The sequence below is a fragment of the Pedobacter foliorum genome, from assembly GCF_013266735.1.
In the GTDB taxonomy this organism is placed as follows: Bacteria; Bacteroidota; Bacteroidia; order Sphingobacteriales; family Sphingobacteriaceae; genus Pedobacter; species Pedobacter foliorum.
In genome coordinates, this window is record NZ_JABSNU010000005.1 from 334,999 (window position 1) to 353,371 (window position 18,373).

12 protein-coding genes are annotated in these 18,373 nt (G+C 37.5%); 11 read left to right on the top strand and 1 reads right to left on the bottom strand.

Translation table 11 applies throughout. From position 1 onward, the window contains the following. The first annotated feature begins 28 nt into the window (after positions 1 to 28). The 8 genes from HQN83_RS13020 (at position 29) to HQN83_RS13055 (ending at position 11,000) form a co-directional block, all read left to right on the top strand. On the top strand, positions 29 to 1,456 hold the full coding sequence (locus HQN83_RS13020) for an aryl-sulfate sulfotransferase (protein WP_173090781.1): 1,428 nt from the start codon (positions 29 to 31) through the stop codon (positions 1,454 to 1,456). Between the two features lie 11 nt (positions 1,457 to 1,467). Beyond that, a complete protein-coding gene (locus HQN83_RS13025; RefSeq protein ID WP_173090782.1) occupies positions 1,468 to 3,405 on the top strand; it encodes a glycoside hydrolase family 97 protein in 1,938 nt (645 codons plus the stop codon). Positions 3,406 to 3,477: 72 nt separating this feature from the next. Continuing rightward, on the top strand, positions 3,478 to 4,431 hold the full coding sequence (locus tag HQN83_RS13030) for an Rpn family recombination-promoting nuclease/putative transposase (RefSeq protein ID WP_173090783.1): 954 nt from the start codon (positions 3,478 to 3,480) through the stop codon (positions 4,429 to 4,431). A 159-nt stretch (positions 4,432 to 4,590) separates the two neighbouring features. Then, positions 4,591 to 6,912 carry a hypothetical protein gene (locus tag HQN83_RS13035; protein ID WP_173090784.1) on the top strand — a complete coding sequence of 774 codons (2,322 nt, stop codon included), beginning with the start codon at positions 4,591 to 4,593 and terminating at the stop codon, positions 6,910 to 6,912. A 2-nt stretch (positions 6,913 to 6,914) separates the two neighbouring features. Further along, positions 6,915 to 7,805, top strand: a complete 891-nt coding sequence (locus HQN83_RS13040) for an aldo/keto reductase (RefSeq protein WP_173090785.1) — start codon at positions 6,915 to 6,917, stop codon at positions 7,803 to 7,805. Next, positions 7,806 to 8,978, top strand: a complete 1,173-nt coding sequence (locus HQN83_RS13045; protein ID WP_173090786.1) for an enolase C-terminal domain-like protein — start codon at positions 7,806 to 7,808, stop codon at positions 8,976 to 8,978. It begins immediately after the preceding gene. 14 nt (positions 8,979 to 8,992) lie between these two features. Next, the gene (locus tag HQN83_RS13050; RefSeq protein ID WP_173090787.1) at positions 8,993 to 10,561 is read left to right on the top strand and encodes an SLC5 family protein; all 1,569 of its coding nucleotides are present in this window, start codon (positions 8,993 to 8,995) and stop codon (positions 10,559 to 10,561) included. 7 nt (positions 10,562 to 10,568) lie between these two features. Further along, entirely contained in the window at positions 10,569 to 11,000 is a 432-nt protein-coding gene (locus HQN83_RS13055) for an L-rhamnose mutarotase (RefSeq protein ID WP_173090788.1), read from the top strand. On the opposite strand, the gene HQN83_RS13060 is transcribed toward HQN83_RS13055, so the two are convergent. Continuing rightward, positions 10,990 to 11,856 (bottom strand): AraC family transcriptional regulator, encoded by an 867-nt coding sequence (locus HQN83_RS13060; RefSeq protein WP_173090789.1) that lies wholly within the window; start codon positions 11,854 to 11,856, stop codon positions 10,990 to 10,992. The two genes, HQN83_RS13055 and HQN83_RS13060, sit on opposite strands and share 11 nt — an antisense overlap. A gap of 342 nt (positions 11,857 to 12,198) precedes the next feature. On the opposite strand from HQN83_RS13060, the gene HQN83_RS13065 reads away from it, so the two are divergent. The 3 genes from HQN83_RS13065 to HQN83_RS13075 are packed head-to-tail and all read left to right on the top strand — an operon-like array spanning position 12,199 to position 18,373. Next, on the top strand, positions 12,199 to 14,475 hold the full coding sequence (locus HQN83_RS13065) for a hypothetical protein (RefSeq protein ID WP_173090790.1): 2,277 nt from the start codon (positions 12,199 to 12,201) through the stop codon (positions 14,473 to 14,475). 31 nt (positions 14,476 to 14,506) lie between these two features. Further along, positions 14,507 to 15,334: a sugar phosphate isomerase/epimerase family protein gene (locus HQN83_RS13070; RefSeq protein ID WP_217277387.1), complete on the top strand. Its 828-nt coding sequence runs from the start codon at positions 14,507 to 14,509 to the stop codon at positions 15,332 to 15,334. Positions 15,335 to 15,361: 27 nt separating this feature from the next. After that, entirely contained in the window at positions 15,362 to 18,373 is a 3,012-nt protein-coding gene (locus tag HQN83_RS13075) for a LamG-like jellyroll fold domain-containing protein (protein WP_173090791.1), read from the top strand.

Here is an 18,373-nt window from a genome sequence, read left to right on the forward strand (position 1 = left end):
ACAGATTTATAATCAAATATTATACTAAATGTTTTCAACAATAAATCACTCAAGAATATTTGCTATTGGAATGATGATCATTGCAATCTGTGTCAATTCATGTACTGAGGGTGCATTTAGTACTTTCAAAAATATCTCATTAAATGAAACAGCTGATGGAAACTCATTAAGAGTTGCTGTTCAGTTTTCTTGTGCTAAGTCCGAAGATGCCTATATTGAATATTGGATTAATGGGCAAAAAGATAAATTAAATACAACTCCCGTTTCTACTCAAAGAAGCGACTTTAAAATAGTGCTAACCAATCTGAAATTTAATTCAACTTATCAATACCGCATTGTATCAGGAAATGGGGGCGTAAGATTTGAATCTGACATATATACTTTTAAAACAAAAGATGTTCCCGACCAATTACTTGGCTTGTATCATGTAAATCTACAAAATGAGCAGAAACTACCAACTGAATTTAAAGACGGTAGTATGCTGGTTTATAACAGAGAAACACCAGGCTTTATTGGCATGATGGATTTTCAAGGTACCTTAAGGTGGTATCAGAGATTTAACAATACAGGGGTTAAAGTAGCTCATTTTACCCAAAACAAAACCATTCTTTCAATTTTAGCCCCAATGGATTATCCAACGAGCTATGGAAATGAAATTTTAGAATTATCGCTAACCGGCGATACCATTTTTCATTTGAAAAAAGGGGTGATGGATTTTAAACAAACAATTCATCATGAAATATTACTTAACGCCAAAAATCAATACGTGACTTTAAGCGCAGAAGAAAAACTTGTCGATTTAAGGGCAGTAGGTGGTAAAGAGGCCGATACTGTTAAAGGAGACGGTATTTTGATCTTAGATAAATCCGGAAAAAAAATATGGAGCTGGAGTGTTTTTGATGCCCTTGATCCATTAAAAGAAAAAAATATTTTAAAAGAGGCAAAAGATTGGATGCATGCGAACAGCCTTTTTATTGACACGGATGGAAACTACATCATTTCATTTTATAACAATGGCCAGATTTGGAAAGTTAATGCAACAAACAAAAAAGTAATGTGGAAATTCGGAAAGGGAGGAGATTTTGCATTACCTAAAGGTGCTGAGTTTGATCAGGGGCATGCTGTTCATATAAATAAACAACACAACCTCATGTTGTTTGATAATGGAACCAGTAAAAAACGTTCTCAGATATTAGCCTTTGATTTAAATCCGGTATCCAAGCAGGTATCTTTAAAATTGCAGACACAATTACAGGAAGGAACCTTCACAGATAGAATGGGAAGTGCTTATCTGATTAATGATGATACTATTTTAACCTGTGTTTCAAAACAAAATCAGGTGTTTCTTACCGATAAAAATGGCAAGGTACTCTGGAGTATGATGTGTGCCAATACCCCTTATCGTGTAGAGTTTATTCCATTTAGTAAATCAAAACCTTACGTAGGAGCATTGTAAATGCAGTTTTAATGAGGGAATTAGGTTATACCATTAATTCAATCACAAAAGGAAATATGAATAAGTTGCTTTTAGTCCTGTGTTTTATAAGTAATGCTCTTTTGCTTGAGGCAAAAGATGTAAAAGTGTTGAGCCCGGATAAAAAAACGGTGTTAATCATCACTGCCAGTTTAGGAAATGAGAATACTTTAAGTTATTCCATTTCCTATAAAGGCAGTCCGGTTATCGCTAACTCACCTTTAGGACTTGAATTTGAAAATGAAAGTCCATTGTCGGAAAACCTTGCAATTGTTTCCGTAAAACGAAACCTTGTAAATGAAAAATGGAAACCGGTATATGGAGAGAAAAACAGTTATACAGATCATTATAATGAAGTAACCATTCAATTTAAAGAGCGTAAAGAGCCTTATCGCTTGTTTTCCATTACTTCAAGAGTTTACAATGAAGGTGCTGCATTTAAGTATAATGTAGTTACCGATAAGCAAATTGCCATTACCCGTGAGCTTACCGGTTTTAAATTTACTAAAGATTACACCTCATGGATTGCGGGTGCTGCACAGGCAAAATATAGCAAAGGCAGCATCAGCAAAACTGTGAACGGAACAGAGCGTCCATATGTAATTGAAATGGGTCAAAATCGTTTCATCGCCCTTGGTGAGGCAGCATTGGTGGATCATGCACGAATGAAATTTAACCGATCCCCAAAAGATAGTTTAATGCTTGTTGCTACTCTTGATGGCAAGTCAGTTTACAATGCCAATTTTTCAACTCCATGGAGATTTGTAATGATTGCAGAGTCAGCGGGCAAACTTTTAGAAAACAATCATTTTATTCTGAATCTTAATCATCCCTCTGCCTTAGCAGATGCATCATGGATAAAACCAGGCAAAGTAATTCGTGAAGTAACATTGACCACAACAGGTGGTAAAGCAAGTATAGATTTTGCAGCCAAACACAATTTGCAGTACATAGAATTTGATGCCGGCTGGTATGGTCATGAGTATGATAATGCATCAAGTGCATTGGCCGTAAATGTTGATCCTTCGAGATCTACCGGGCCTTTGGCACTGCAGGAAATCATCGATTACGGAAAGCTTAAAGGTGTTGGTGTGATACTTTATGTAAATCAGCGGGCATTATCACGACAGTTAGATTCGATACTACCTTTGTTTAAATCATGGGGTGTAAAAGGGATGAAATACGGTTTTGTTAATGTAGGATCGCAACAAAATACTTCCTGGCTGCATGAAGCGGTTAGAAAAGCTGCCGACAATCAGTTAATGGTTGATATTCACGATGAATACAGACCAACAGGATATTCGAGAACTTATCCGAATTTATTAACTCAGGAAGGAATACGCGGCGAAGAGGAGAGCCCTGATAACTATCAGGTATTAATTACCATGTTTACCCGTATGGTTGCAGGAGCAGGTGATTTTACCAATTGCTATTTTGCACCCAGGGTAAATGATATGGGCTCGCATGCTTCTCAAATGGCAAAAGCAATTTGTATTTATAGCCCATGGCAGTTTGTATATTGGTACGACCGTCCTGCTGATTCTCCAAGACAAAAAGGTGGGGCAGGAGCCACAGCGTCGGCTATCAGTGAAATCCCTGATCTTAGTTTTTATGATGCATTGCCAACTGTTTGGGAAGATACAAAAGTAATTGAAGGCAAAATAGGGGAGTTTGGAACCATCGCACGTAAAAACGGCGACGATTGGTATGTTGGAACCTTAACGGATAAAGCAAGAAACTTTGTGTTGCCTCTCAATTTTTTAAGTAAAAATAAACGGTATGAAGCCACAATTTATGCTGATGATGCTTCACTTTCAACGCCAACTAAACTTGCCATAAAGAAAATGAATGTAAATGCATTAACTGTTTTAAATATTCAGTTGCTGACAAAGAATGGGCAGGCAATAATCATCAGACCTATAAAAAATTAAAATATGAAATAATAGTTTTTGTTTGCCTTGTTTATATAGTAAGAACCTATATATGTTTGTTCCAAATGACAGATGGCTAAGCAACTAAATAATATTACTCAATCTTCAAAGTTTTCAGCGTTTATACAAACTTCAAGGTACGTTGATCCCAAAACTGATTTTTCATTCAAACATTTTTTCGGTAAAGAGCCTCATAAAGATTTGTTAATGGATTTTTTGAATGGACTTTTTAAAGGCCGAAAGGTGATAAAAGAGTTAAGTTATAGCAATATTGAACATCAGGGGGTGTTGCCTGTATATCGTAAAACTGTGCTCGATCTTTATTGTACGGGCGATAAAGGTGAAAAGTTTGTGGTAGAAATACAGCAGGCAGGTCGTGATTTTTTTAAGGATAGGATTATATTTTATACGGCAAACCTTATTCAAGAGCAGGGAACATCGGTTAATGCAAAATGGAATTACGAGCTTCCTGAAGTTTATTTTGTTGCTATCATGGACTTTTGTTTTGACAATAGTCATCCCGATCATTATGTGCATGATGTTCGATTATTGGAAGTAAACACCAATACGCAGTTTTATGATAAGTTGGGATATTTGTTTGTAGAATTACCTAAATTTAATAAAACAGCAATTGAACTTGAAACAAAGGAGGATAATTGGTTGTTTTCGTTACGTAATATGAACAAGTTGAAAGAAATTCCGGTATCTTTGAGAGAGAATGAGATTTTTAAGAAATTGTTCGATATCGCCGAGGTCGGTAATTTAAATCATGAAGAGATGAATGCATACCAGGAAAGTTTAAAAGTACAGCGTGACAATTACAGTTTGATAGAAACTGTTGAAAAACGTGCTGAACAACGTGGCAGAGTAGCGGGTGAAAAGCTTGGTGAACAACGAGAACGCACCAAAGCTCTTGAAGAAAAAAGGATTATTGCTATTAAACTAAAAACAAAAGGAATGTCTGTTCCTGAAGTAGCAGAATTGACTAGCCTTTCGGTTGAAGAAATCGAGGCTTTAACGATCTAAAAAGGTGTCTTATCCTATTTTATTATCATCAAATTGTGTAGGATACAACCTTTGCTACAACACATTGCAAAAAAAACATTACTAATAGTCAAATTACGGCTGGTTTTAAGTTGTCTATAATTTAATCTTTACGTTAAATTACTAGAATAAACTATGGGAATGAAGAACTTAAGGGTTACTTTGATTGGCTTTCTATGCTTAAGCAATGGAATGGTGTCGTTAGCACAGGAGCCGGGAGAATCCCTTAATAAGTTATTAAGAGATATAAATGGTTCATTAAGATTGTCTGTTAAAGAATTTAATGGAACAGACTTATTATCTGAGCAGATATTTAATAAAGAATTATTGCAAACCAAAACAGGCAACTGGGGTATGCAGTTTAAAGCCAGTCAGGTTTCGGGGCATCCCGAAGTTATGGATGTTTCCACATCATTTCGCCTCAACAGCGGTATTGCTAAATCATCAGCAGTTTCAGTTTCCTTTGATTTTAGTAAATGGAATCCAGAAAACTATGTGCTTGTACCTGCTTCTGTTTACAATGGAAACCGTTACAGAGCAATTGGAAACAGTTATAGTCCACAATATCCAAAGGATATGTATTACAATCCTTCAGTGCCACTTACTATTTCTAACAATCCACGACTTGCTATTGAACCAAATAAAGCCGCTCTTATAGAGCTAACAACCGGAAATGTGGCTACCCCTGCAATGTGTTTTTTCTCAAAAAAAGAACAGAAAGGATTTATTGTACTTACCGAGCAAATGACCAGGCTGGGCAGCAGCGGATTAACTATTGCAGAGAATGCAGCTAAGGACAGCTGTTCTTTCAGTATTTCTGCACCTGCAGTTCGCAAAATGGCAACAGGATTTGGCGATTTTCATTTGAGTGGTGATAAAGCACCCGATTGGAAATCCGGTGATGAAGTAGCATTAGGTTTTAAGGTATACGTTTTTAATGCATCAAGCATTCCTGATCTTTTAAAGAAATTTATGCTGGTTCGTAAAGAACTTTCAGGCTTAAACCATCCTCGTAATATTTTACCGATGAGTAAATTGTTCCAAGTTGCTACAGATATATGTAGAGGTAACTTTGTAGAGGTCCCGGCAGGGTCTTTTTATAGGCCTGAAAATAATAAGGATTTTCAGCTTGGATGGGTTAGTGGGATGATGAATACTTACCCAATGCTAGCGCTTAATGATAAAAAAGAGAGAGAAAGGGTTATTGCCGAACTGGATTTTGTAGTCAATAAATTGCAGGGAAAAAGCGGATATTTTTATGGAGGGATTAGAGCCAGCGGCGAAATCATCCCTGAAAAGATGTCTCCTGATTTTAAGCCTGTTCAGGCAATGGTAAGGAAAAATGCTGATGCATTGCTATGGCTTATAAAACATCTGCAACTGCTAAAAGCTCAGGGGTATGGAAAAAGTGTTAAGCCAGAGTGGGAAAATGCGGCTAAAAAGCTTGCTGCTGCCTTTGCAAATACCTGGAATAAAGATGGAGAATTTGGTCAGTACATTGCCCCCGAAACAGGAGAAATAGCCGTCTATAATTCAACAGCAGGTGCTATTGTTCCGGCAGGTTTAGCAATGGCATCCAATTATTTTCACAATAAGGAATGGATGAAAGTTGCTCAGGATGCAGCTAGGTTTTATTACCATCGTGATGTTGAAAAGCAAGGATTAACCGGAGGTCACTGTGGAGATATATCTCAAGACGCGGATGCCGAATCTGCATTTGGGTTTTTAGAGTCGTTAATGGCTTTGTACTATTATACAGGGCAAAAAGAATGGTTAAATAAGGCAGAAGTTCAAGCTGCATTAGGTGCTACATGGACGTTTTCTTACGACCCTGTTTTTCCTGCGAATAGTGAAATTGGAAAGCTTAAAAGCAATATGGCCGGTGCTATTTGGGCCAGTATCCAAAATAAACATGCTGCCCCAGGTATTTGTACAGCGTCAGGAGATTATGTTTTTAAGTTGTTCAGGGCTACCGGTAACCAGCTTTATGCTGATTTGATAAGAGATATTCAGCATGCACATGCCGAAGCAGTAAATATGCCGGGACATTTAACTACCAACAACCTGATCGGTTCTTCGATGGAAAGAATTCAGCTAAGTGATGCTGAAGGAAAAGGGAGTATTGGTAATTTTATAAACACGCGTAACTCGTGGACAGAAACAAATGGGGTGTTAATGGCTTTGGAAATTCCAGGCATTTATGTTAATATCGATCGTAAGAAATTATATGTTTTTGATCATGTTAAGGCTCAGCTGTTGTCAAGTGATAAATCGGGGGTTACTATTGAGCTTACAAATACAACCGGGTACGATGCAAATGTGTCGGTAATGGCCGAAACTGAAAAGCAAACAATAAAGCCATTAAGCTATACTGCATTTTTAGGATGGCCTAAAGTAAAGGTTAAAACCGGAGAAACCATAAAAATAAAAGTTAACCCCGCTAATGGCGTAACTAAGTTGTAATTATGTTAACAGAGATAAATAAATTGGTTTTGGGCACTGCCGGACTAGGCGGGATTTGGAGAGAGATAGATCCTGAGGAATCTATAATGACAGTTTTAAGCGCCCTTAAACAAGGAGTTAAAGCTATAGACACTGCCCCTGCATATGGGGATGCGGAAGAGTTAATAGGAGCAGCTTTAAAGCAATGGACTGGTAAAAGACCATTAATTAGCACTAAAGTAGGCCGTTTGAAAGGCTATAAGGTTGATGAAGCGCATTACGATTACACCTCAGATGGAATGAAAAGGAGTGTCGAAAACAGCTTGAAAACACTAAATATTCCGATTATAGATGTTCTTTTTCTACACGATCCTGGGGCCATTCCTCAATCGGATGTGGAACGGATATTAAAGCAAATGGAATTTTTTAGGCAGCAGGGCTATGCAAAAAAAATAGGCCTGGGTGGAAATGCGCCCAAATGGTTTGAACCTTATCTTAAAACTAACCTATTCAATGTAATTATGGAGTATAACAGGCTTAATGCTTGTTGTATTGATGGATTGGATACTACAATTCCTGTTTGCAAAGAAAATGATCAGGAATATTATGCTGCGAGTCCTTTAAATATGGGATTGTTGGGTTGCAATTTTTCTGAATTCAGCAACACGCCTCCCAACTGGCTCGATTTAAAAAGTATAGAACAGGCAAAAAGGGTTAATTCTATAGCATATGAACATAATATTTCGTTGCAGGTACTTGCGCATCGATTCCTTTTGACCATTCCGGCCCAGTTTAAAATTGTAATTGGTGCTGCCGATAGGATGCAGCTAACAGGGACTCTTGATGCAATGAAATTGGGTGAATTGCCCTCAGAGATTTATAATGAAATACTACAAACGCTTAATGAACAATAGATGTACAATATAGATAATGAGATTTTTAATATAAAAAGAATTAGAATACGGGTTTTAGAACAGGTTGCTGCGGTAACTCCTTTTCAGGATGCCACAATGGGGCCTTTTCCTAACTTCGGAATATCAATTATTACAATAGAGGATGAAGATGGGAATTTGGGAGAAGCTCCGGTTTATAACAGCTATATGAACATTCTGGAAACCTGCCTTTTTCCAATACTTTTTCATAGCTACGCTGTTCCGTATAAAGAGTTTTACCCAAGATTATATTGGGCAATTAGAAATGAAGGATTTAAAGGCCCCGCTGGCGCCATATTGGGGCAAGTGGATATGGCTTTGTATGATTTAGCAGCCAGACGTAAAATGGTACCCTTGTACAAGTATATTGGCGGTACTCTAAATGATGTAAAAATGTATGGTAGCGGGGGAGGAACCAATTACACACTAAAGGAATTGGAAACTGAAGTTACTTTGTTGATGGATAAAGGTGTTGATTGTTACAAAATGAAGGTTGGTAAAAATTTTGGTACAAAAATAAATGAAGACATCGAAAGAGTAAAATTTGTAAAGCAATTGGTTGGTGATAAAATGAAGATTGCGGCAGATGCCAATCAGATTTGGAACAGCAATGATGTATTTAAATTTCTTGATGCCGTTGGTGAGGAGAATTTGTGCTGGTTAGAAGAGCCCATACACTCAGCTTCTTACGATCAAATTGAACAGCTTTGTAAAAAAATATCAATTTCAGTAGCCTATGGAGAATCGGAGCGGACCTCAAAAATTTTCCCTACTCTGGTTAATTCCGGGGTTAGTCATTTGCAACCGGTTCCTACTCAATTGGGCGGAATGAAAGAGTGGATGGACATAAGAGACCTCTGCGAAAATCACGATCTGCAGTTCTCTTCTGGAGGATATTCGCTATATTCAGCCTTTCTCATGACATCTGCAAATAGGGATTGTATGATTGAATATTTGTATCCTCTTATGTACGGTTTAGAAAAATATTTTTCAGTCAGACCTACATGGGAAAATGGTAGATTCTATTTGTCTGAAATAGAAGGATTACCGGTAAGGATTGATTGGGATTACTGTTATAAAGAAAATAAAGTAGTACGAGAGAAGTTATGGGGAAAACAAGATGTTCCAATATATAACCCTGTCGTATCTATGTAACCAATAGACCGACTTTGAGCTTATCATTCAATTATATAGATTACATAATTTTGGGGCTATACGCTTCAGCATTAATTTTTATTGGCTTTCGTTCCGGTAAAAAGGAGAAAAATCAGGAAGATATATTTTTGGGTGGAAGGACTTTAAAGTGGTGGCAAATTGGTTTCTCTATGTTTAGTGCCAATGCCGGGCCTATTATGTTAATCGGTTTTGCAGGGGTGGGCTTTTCGCATGGTATTGTTGGCAGTAATTTCGAATTGCTGGCCTGGATATTTTTAATGCTGCTGGGGATGGTTTTTTTACCCTATTACTTAAAAGCCAAAATAAGTACTATCCCACAGTTTTTGTTGATTCGCTTTGGTAAACGATCCTATAATTTTCTGGTTATATACAGTCTGATTTCAATTTTGGTGGTATGGTTAGGGAGTGCCTTGTACGCTGGTGGGCTTTTAATTTCCGGAATATTTGGTTGTTCTTTGTTTACAGCACTCATCATTATTGCTTTAATTGCAACTAGTTTTACAGCCATTGGAGGACTAAAAGCTGTAGTTCGTACCGGAGTTTTTCAGTCTATCATTATTATAGTTTCTTCGATACTGCTTACTTTTTTGGGATTTCAGAAAATTGGTGGTTTAGATTCGTTGGTTAGCCAAACGCCCGCCTCTTATTGGAAGTTGTTTTTGCCGGCGTCAAACCCGGAGTATTCCTGGCTGGCTATTGTTTTAGGTTATCCGGTTGTGGCCATTTATTATTGGTGTGCCGATCAAACTATTGTGCAAAAAGTACTAGCGGCAGAGAACTTAAAAGAAGGGCAATATGGAGCGTTGTTTCTTGGAGTACTTAAAATCATAATGCCGTTAATATTTATTGTACCGGGTATAATGTGCTACGTTTTGTTTAAAGATATAGCACAACCTGATAATGCCTACATAACCATGATTAAAGAATTAATGCCTCATGGTTTGCTAGGCTTAAGCATTGCTGCATTAATAGCGTCATTGATTGATACAGTATCTTCCAGTTTAAATTCTTTTTGTACCGTATTTACATTGGATGTTGTTCCGCAGGTTAAAGAGCTTAACCAAAAACAACAAGTAAAAATGGGAAGATGGATTACCATTATTGCAGCAATAATGGGGGTAGGTATTGCGATGGCTTTCTCTTATTCTGGAAAAAACTTTTTTGAATTAAGTCAAGGTTTGGTTTCTATACTTGCGCCACCATTATCTGTTGTTTTCCTTGCAGGAATTATGTGGAAACGTGTGAATAGCATTTCGGTAGAAATAGTTCTTTATGGTGGTGGGTTGGTTTGCTTAATACTTGGTGCATGTCATGTATTAAACTATCCTTACAAAGGCTATTGGCCGCATTTCCTTTTGCTCTCATTTTATATTTTCGTAGCGTTAAGTATTTTAATTGTAGTAGTCACATTAGTGACAAAACCTGCCGTAAACCCGGTAATACCTTCACTTCTTGAGTCGAAAAATAAGCCAGTAGAGGAAGAACATAATTCCAGACCTATTTGGTTAGCCTGGTTAGGATTGGCATCCGTAATGATTTTAATTTATTTACTTTTTAACTAATATTTTGATGAAAAAAATATTCCTACAACTTGCATTAATAATTTTTACGTGTTCTTTTATGATGTGTAGCCCTGCTAATTCTGATCATAAGGAACCAGAACTTGTACAAAAAGTATTTGTGGTAAATACTGTGGACAATGATAAAAAACTGAATGAATATTTAGCGTACCATAAGCAAATTTGGCCTGAAGTAGAAGCTGGATTTAAAAAGGCAGGCTATAAAAGTATCACGCTTTATCGTTTCAACGACCTTATAGTTATGGCTATTATGGTGCCTAAAGATGCGGATTTAAATGAAATGGGAAAGTTGGCTGAGTCTTATAGCCCTCGCTGTGTGGAATGGAATAAATTAATGAATACTTACCAAAAAGGAGTTAATGGTACTTCTGAAGGACAAAAGTGGGTTGAGGTAACTCCTTTTTACAGTTTTAAGCAGTAATTTTATATTGCTTAATAAAGTCTCTTGGAGATAAACCTTTTACTTCTTTAAAGTGCTTATTGAAATTAGAGATGTTGTTATAACCACTTATGTAGCAGGTTTCTGTTACATTGTGGTTACCCTCCATTAGCAACTTAGCCGCATGGCCAACCCTTATTTCTTTTATAAATTCAACTAAAGTCCTGTTGGTTTTTAGTTTAAAGAATCTGCAGAAAGCGGCTGTTGACATCGGAATGATTGAAGCAACATCCTGCAAAGAAATATCTTCTTTGAAATTCTTGAAGATATAATCAAATACACGGTTGATCTTGGCTGCTTCATTCGAATTATCGATGATATTAAATGAAGGGGATGACAGTGTTCTAGCGGAATTGGATTGTGCCAAAACATCTAAAAGCTGGAGCATTAATGCTGCGCGCGACAATCCTGTTTCAAATAACATTTGGTTCAGAATCAATTTTGCTCTTCCAACTGTAGGGCCGGAAAATAAAACACCTTTTGAAGCATTTTCGAAAAGCTGGTTTAGATGAGTTGCTTCTGGTTTAGCTAGTAAATCTTTTCCTAAAAAATCCGGAAAAAAATGCACTACAACCGCATGAGGTTGTACACTTTCATCTAAAGTATTATAATATTGCCAGCAATGTGGTAAATAGCTTCCCAGAAGAACCAGTTCTGTGCCGTTAAAATCTTCGATATGGTCACCAACAAAGCGTTTGCCAAAACAGTTCTCAATTAATGCGATTTCAAAATTAACATGAGACTTTAATGAGGTATACTTTTTTACTTCCAAAATTTCTGATCGCACAGTAAATGATTGGTCATGCGGAAAGGTGAAATTCTCGTAGATGTATTGCATTTTAGTGGTTTATTTGGTTGAATATTTATTACTGACAAAAAAAGTTCATGCTCTAAATATAGTCTATTCTATATCAGAAATAAAGATTTGAAGCAAAAAAAACATTATAAACGATCAAATTAATAGTAGTTGTAGCTAAAGATTGTTCAGAAATTTACTGAAAAACGCAATCGATTGCTTTTTTGGATAATAAATCCATTATAAAAACAAAGATGAGCGCTCCAATCATGGCAGGAATTTATTCAGGCCATGGTTTATTTTTTAAGCGAATAATAAATAAACTTTAATCAAAATAGTAGAATTTTAGATATAAAAACACACAACCGAAATAACCAATCCATTATGAAACTAAATTTCATTAAAATCGTAATTGCCTTTATTGTTACTACAATTCCAATATCGGTTTTTGCACAGTACAATTTTAGTACTGATTATTTTAAAATCCAGGTCAACAATAAAGGTTGGATAACCAGTATGAAAAATATCACGACTAAGCCTAATCGTGAATTTAGCCCTACAGATAAGCCTTCACCGGTGATGAGTTTATACGATAGTAAAAAGAACGTTTACTACCAGCCAACCAGTGCAACCTATGCCAAGGCCAATCAGACAATGGTGCTTAAATATCCTAATGGTTCGGTTGCCAAAATCAGTATCGTACCTAAAAAGAAATATTTTAAACTTACGTTGCAGTCGCTCTCGCCACGTAATGGGATTGATGTGATCCAGTGGGGGAACTACCATACCAATATTACCAATTTAATGGGTGAAATTATTGGCGTTGCCCGCGACACCAGTAAAACGGTTAACTATGCAATTGGTATGCTTGCCTTGAATGACAAGACATTGAGTGGACTAGCTGAAACTGTAGGCGATGCAGCTCCTTTTCAATACATCATACATACACCGGATGCCAAGCGTTTTCCTTTGCCTAAAGAACTTCATGAAGGACAAATTTTTACTCTTGGTGGAGATGGGATCAGTGATGTTGCTTTTTATGCACACAAAGAGCCATGGTATAGGATTATGTATGGTAATGCAGCTTTAGTGGACAAAAAAGGCCAGATATCCATTGCTTATCAATCAAGAGACAGGTCTTTTGAAAGAGAAATCTATTTTTCACTTATGCCACTTATGGAGGCTAATAAACCAAATCACATACAGGTTCAACCGCTGCCTGTAGATTATATAGGGTCATCCGTAGCCTTGTGGGGAAGTCCGGATAGCACAGCTTTACTGGATGTGATTCAAAAAATTGTTTTGGCGGAAAAGCTCCCTCATCCAACCATTAACGGAAAATGGGTAAAAGATCCAGCTGCTTTTGTTCCTGATGCGCTTACTAGTGGTAATTTAAATGACAGCATTATTTCTTATACATCAAGATTGGGTTTTAAAACAATCAGTTTATATGATCAGGGTTTTATAAAAGCTGATCGTGGCAACCATGGTTATATTGATGGAAAGAATTTTGAGAAAAAACCAATAAAATTAACAACAGGAAATGTTTCGCATAAGGAGTTTTCAGAGATGGCAGCTAAACAAGGTATTACCATAGGTAGAACTCCTATTACCAATTCTCTAGCCCCAGGCACTATGGATGCCAGTCCAATGCCAAGCGATAGTTTGTGTTATCAGCAAAAACGTTTGCTGGTAAAAAGTATCAGTGCAACGGACACGATCATTCTTGTTGACGACCCAACACATCTTGATGAGATTGCTAGTTGGGAAGGCCATAGTGCTAATTTAAATTTGATTAAAATTGGTAAGGAACTTATCCATTATATGGGTGTTTCGAAAGACAAACCTTATCGACTTTTAAATGTAAAGCGTGGATATTGGAAGACCACCTCGTCAAATCACGCTAATGGGGATACAATTTATAAACTTCAGGTAACAATTAACTATGGTTATGATGGGCTTATCCCGAATATGCAATTGCAAGACAAAATAGCCGAGCACTATGCTGAGATTTGTAAAATCAATGGCCTTGCTTATTACGATTTCGATGGACAAGAGTTTTTGTTTAATAACGGACACGGCTATTATTCAACCAAACGTTTCTTTGGTAAAATGTTTGAAAAAGCAAAGCAATTAGGTGTCCCATATATCCGTTTTACAGGTGCTACTTTATCTGAAGGGTCATGGCATTATCAAAGTATTTGGAATGTTGGAGGTGGAAAGAATTTGTATGATGCGGAAACCCGTGAATGGGGCAGCACTACCAGTCAGGGGAAAGATCTTCGTGATGTAACTTATGCTAACTATTTCCCTGTGGGTATGGGTGGTAATTTTCCAATTAATGCCAAATCTAAAGTTGAAGAGTATGAGCATATCCAAGCCATTTCAGTAGGGGTTGGTACAACATACAGTTTGAAAATAAATCAAAAAGATGTTGAAAGTTGCCCCCAGAAAGACGCTATATTTAAAGCAATAAGAACATGGGAAGATGCAAGAGCTGCTAATGCATTTCCAAGTTGGGTAAAAGAACAATTGTCAGACCCTACGCAATCATTTCATTTGGAAACTGTTAACGCCAATAATTGGAACTTATACAAGACAAATAGAGACGGTTCGAACAAAAAAATGTTTGTTAAATTAAAAAGAGCTGTTGGGTATTAGTAGCCTTTTGATCTCTTAAATAAAGAATGGTATGCAACCAAATAAAATGACCTTACAGTTTTTTTGCCCAAGATGGGGACAGGAACATGAAACTTATGATGCCTTTTGCCGAAAAGTAAAGGAGGCAGGATACGATGGTATTGAAGCATGGGTTCCTTTTGATGCTGTTGAAAGAGAGGAGCAGGCTAAAGCGCTTGCTAAGTATAATTTACTTTTGATAGGACAGTATTATCAATCTTTTGAGAAAAATTTTGAAGAACATAAGTGCAATTACGAAAAGCAATTGCGTAACCTGCTCGAAGCAAATCCGATAAAAATAGACGCACAAACGGGAAAGGATTATTTCTCGTTTGAAGAGAATAAGGCATTGTTTGATCTGGCGAAGAGTTTATCAACGGAATACAATATTCCGATTGCACACGAAACACACCGCAATAAAGCCTTGTTTTCGGCTCATGGTACTAAGGCTATTTTAGAAAAGATTCCTGATTTGCCTATTACTGCCGATTTTTCGCACTGGTGTAATGTGGCCGAAAGCTTGTTAGCCGATCAGCAGGAAGCCCTTGAATTAGCCTGTACCCATGCAATTCACATTCATGCCAGGGTAGGGTATGAAGAAGGCCCGCAGGTGAATGACCCACGATCGCCTGAATGGGAACAGCAACTAAATGCACACCTGCAGTGGTGGGATGCTATTTTGAAACATCATCAAAAAAATGGCGCAACCAACTTAACCATAACTCCGGAGTTTGGTCCTTTTCCTTATATGCCAACTGTACCTTATACACGTGAACCGCTAAGTAGCCAATGGGACATTAATGTATACATGATGGAATTATTAAGAAAGCGCTATCAATAACCCCGGAAAATAAAGCTAAACACTAAAATGAACTTATTTCTGATTCAAGATTTCAAAAATTTATACAAGCATGTATGTTGCGTATTTGCAGTACTGCTTCTTTTTAACCAAGCTAAAGCTCAACAGACTGTAGTAGCTCATTATAATATGGGTCGGTCAGGTGCAGTTACTTATGCTACTTCTTCCGATGTTTTAATGGATTTGAGTGGCCTTGGTCATGATTTAAAGCGAAATGGCCAACCTGTTTTTTTTGCAGATGCGCCCGCAGATAAAAAATTAAACGGCGAGGGAGCGATTTCATTCAAAGACCGGGGTAGTTATAGTATCGCTGATAATTTTGGTAAAGCAGCTACATCATTCGTGCTGGAAGGCTGGTTTCAGGTAAATAGCCGACAAGGAGCAAATGATAAGGGGAGAAGTATTGGTGTAGCGCTTGCTTATGGCGATGATAAAGAGGGGTACGTTTTATCGCAAAAAGAAGATCAGTGGGTGGTGTTGATAGATGGTAAAGAAAATGCCAAGCCTATTGCAAAGGCAACTCCCGGAGAATGGATTCATATAGCTGTAGTAAATGATGGTAGGGCTGTTTCGGTGCTTGCCAATGGGATAAAAACACTAACAGGTTTACCGGTAGCTAAAACCGTATCTTCTAATTTTTCTATAGGGGCTCTGGGTAAAGGGAATTACTTTAATGGATTAATATATGAAGTAAGGTTTGCTTCTTTAAATAAAACAAAGTTCGATGTAACCAAGCATCTGTTATTTAATGGTAAACAGCTTGCAAAGAAACAAAAACAAGCTACAGATGAGCAGCGTGCATTAATTGCAGCGCTTGAAGCTAATAAATCAATTGTTAAAGTACAATCGTTCCCAGCTGCGGCTGAAAATTCAAAAGACTGGTTAGTTAGTCAGGTTAAAACACCTGTACAACTGTTGTTACAAAAGGATCCAGGTCAAATGTCGGCAAAACTATTACTGACCAATGGTTTGCTTAGTCGCGAGTTTTATGTGGCTGATAATTTAGCCTGTGTAGGGTTTAAAAATGAAAATACAGATGCCCAATATTTGAGGGCTGTAAAGCCGGAAGCGCGCGTAATGATAGATAGCACCTGGTATGATATAGGTGGATTCAGCGGACAGCCGGAAAAGTCGTATTTATTAGAAAGCTGGTATAGCAATTTAATAGCTGAGCCTTCAGCATTCCGTTTTACAGGCATTGAGGTAATGCAACCTACAGCGCGCTATTCTTGGCAGCAAAAATACAATGCTGCACATACGGATTGGCCACCTAAGGGGTTACATGTTTTAATGCATTATAAGGCACCATTGAATAAGAACAACTGGCAAAATACGGTACAGGTTACGGTGCATTATGAACTGTATGAAGGCATGCCTGTTATTGCCAAATGGTTAACTATCGACAATAATACCAATTCATCTTTTGTTGTTCGTGAAACGGAATGCGAAGTTTTGGCGGTAAATCAGGATCAGGTAAAACGTATACATGTTGAAAGCGATTATTCTTTTGCATTGGCCAATGCAGATAAAGAAGGATCAGCATTGATGCACTATAAAGGAACTCCTCCGGCTTACCAAACAGGAGAAAGTACTACTACATGGAGAACCGATAGTGAATACAATACATGGGCATCACACAATCAGGCGGAGGACAAATTTCTTGGTTTTCCACATCATAATTTATTGGTAAGCAGAGTGCCTATGGGCCCTTCTGAAACTGTAAAGTCAAAACAACAGTTTACTTCTTTTACTACCTTCGAGCTATTACATGATAACGACGATAGAGAACGTCAAAGCCTGGCGCATCGTAAATTCTATAGAAAGCTAGCTCCACAGGTAACGGAGTCTTTAATTACCGGCGGTATTACTTCGCATGATAAAACGAAGCTTAAAGGCTTTATAGATCAAATGGGAGAATTGGGATTTGAAAGGTTAGATATTATGGCATGGCCAGGTATTTCTCACGATAACCTGGATACAGGTTATGTTTCTTTATGGAAAGGCATATCATCTTATGCTGCTACTAAAGGAATTGTAATGGGGGGGTATGAATTGCAGGTTGCCTCAAGAGGAAGAGGGGCTGATGTGGATTGTATTGACCCGATTACCAATAAACCGGGTAGTTTATTCGGGCAGAGTGTTTGTATTGCAAGTGATTGGCAAGATAAGTACTACTCGAACATGTGGAAATTCTTCGATAAAACAGGTTTAATGACCTATAATATGGATGGCCCTTATCATGGCGACGTGTGTGCATCAACAACACATCCCCATCATACCAACTTATACGATTCTCAATGGCAACAATGGAAGCAACAGGTACGTGTACTTCACGAACTTCAGCGCCGTAACATGTACGTGCCAATTCCCGACTGGTATTTTCTAAATGGACAATCTGCTACAGGTATGGGCTATCGTGAGGCTAGTGCAAATTTAACACCACAACAACAATTGCTATTAGGTCGTCAGTATATTTATGATGGTACCTGGCACAAGACCCCGACTATGGGCTGGATGACTTTACAACTGGTTGGTTTTTATACCAATGATGCCAGGGTAGGATTAGAGCCATTATCTCAAAATTTGGATAGGTATGAAGTAGGCTTGTTTCAACATTTGGCCAGTGGTTGTCAGTTTACAGTTAGAGGGAACAGACTTTACGATACTCCTGAAACAAAAGCAATGGTATCAAAATGGGTGAATTGGTTTAAAGAACACAGAGCCATTCTTACTTCAGATATTATTCATGTTTCTCGCCCTACAGGTAGAGATTTGGATGCGATGTTACATGCTAACCCAGAACTTGATGAAAAAGGGATGTTAATTGTATTTAATCCTACTGATAAGCCAATTACCAAACAAATGAAAGTGCCTCTTTACTATACCGGCTTAAAAGGAAAGGCTAAATTAACAGACCAAAATGGTAAGGAGAGCAATTTGGAACTAAATGATAAACAGGAAACATTTATTAATGTAACTATACCTGCAGGTGGATTTGGTTGGTTTACAATAAAGGGATAG

What these genes read in the sequence shown, in the direction of transcription:
- HQN83_RS13020 (WP_173090781.1), top strand. Translation starts at nt 29, where the DNA reads ATGTTTTCAACAATAAATCACTCAAGAATATTTGCTATTGGAATGATG.
- HQN83_RS13025 (WP_173090782.1), top strand. Translation starts at nt 1,468, where the DNA reads ATGAGGGAATTAGGTTATACCATTAATTCAATCACAAAAGGAAATATG.
- HQN83_RS13030 (WP_173090783.1), top strand. Translation starts at nt 3,478, where the DNA reads ATGGCTAAGCAACTAAATAATATTACTCAATCTTCAAAGTTTTCAGCG.
- HQN83_RS13035 (WP_173090784.1), top strand. Translation starts at nt 4,591, where the DNA reads ATGAAGAACTTAAGGGTTACTTTGATTGGCTTTCTATGCTTAAGCAAT.
- HQN83_RS13040 (WP_173090785.1), top strand. Translation starts at nt 6,915, where the DNA reads ATGTTAACAGAGATAAATAAATTGGTTTTGGGCACTGCCGGACTAGGC.
- HQN83_RS13045 (WP_173090786.1), top strand. Translation starts at nt 7,806, where the DNA reads ATGTACAATATAGATAATGAGATTTTTAATATAAAAAGAATTAGAATA.
- HQN83_RS13055 (WP_173090788.1), top strand. Translation starts at nt 10,569, where the DNA reads ATGAAAAAAATATTCCTACAACTTGCATTAATAATTTTTACGTGTTCT.
- HQN83_RS13060 (WP_173090789.1), bottom strand. Translation starts at nt 11,856, where the DNA reads ATGCAATACATCTACGAGAATTTCACCTTTCCGCATGACCAATCATTT.
- HQN83_RS13065 (WP_173090790.1), top strand. Translation starts at nt 12,199, where the DNA reads ATGAAACTAAATTTCATTAAAATCGTAATTGCCTTTATTGTTACTACA.
- HQN83_RS13070 (WP_217277387.1), top strand. Translation starts at nt 14,507, where the DNA reads ATGCAACCAAATAAAATGACCTTACAGTTTTTTTGCCCAAGATGGGGA.
- HQN83_RS13075 (WP_173090791.1), top strand. Translation starts at nt 15,362, where the DNA reads ATGAACTTATTTCTGATTCAAGATTTCAAAAATTTATACAAGCATGTA.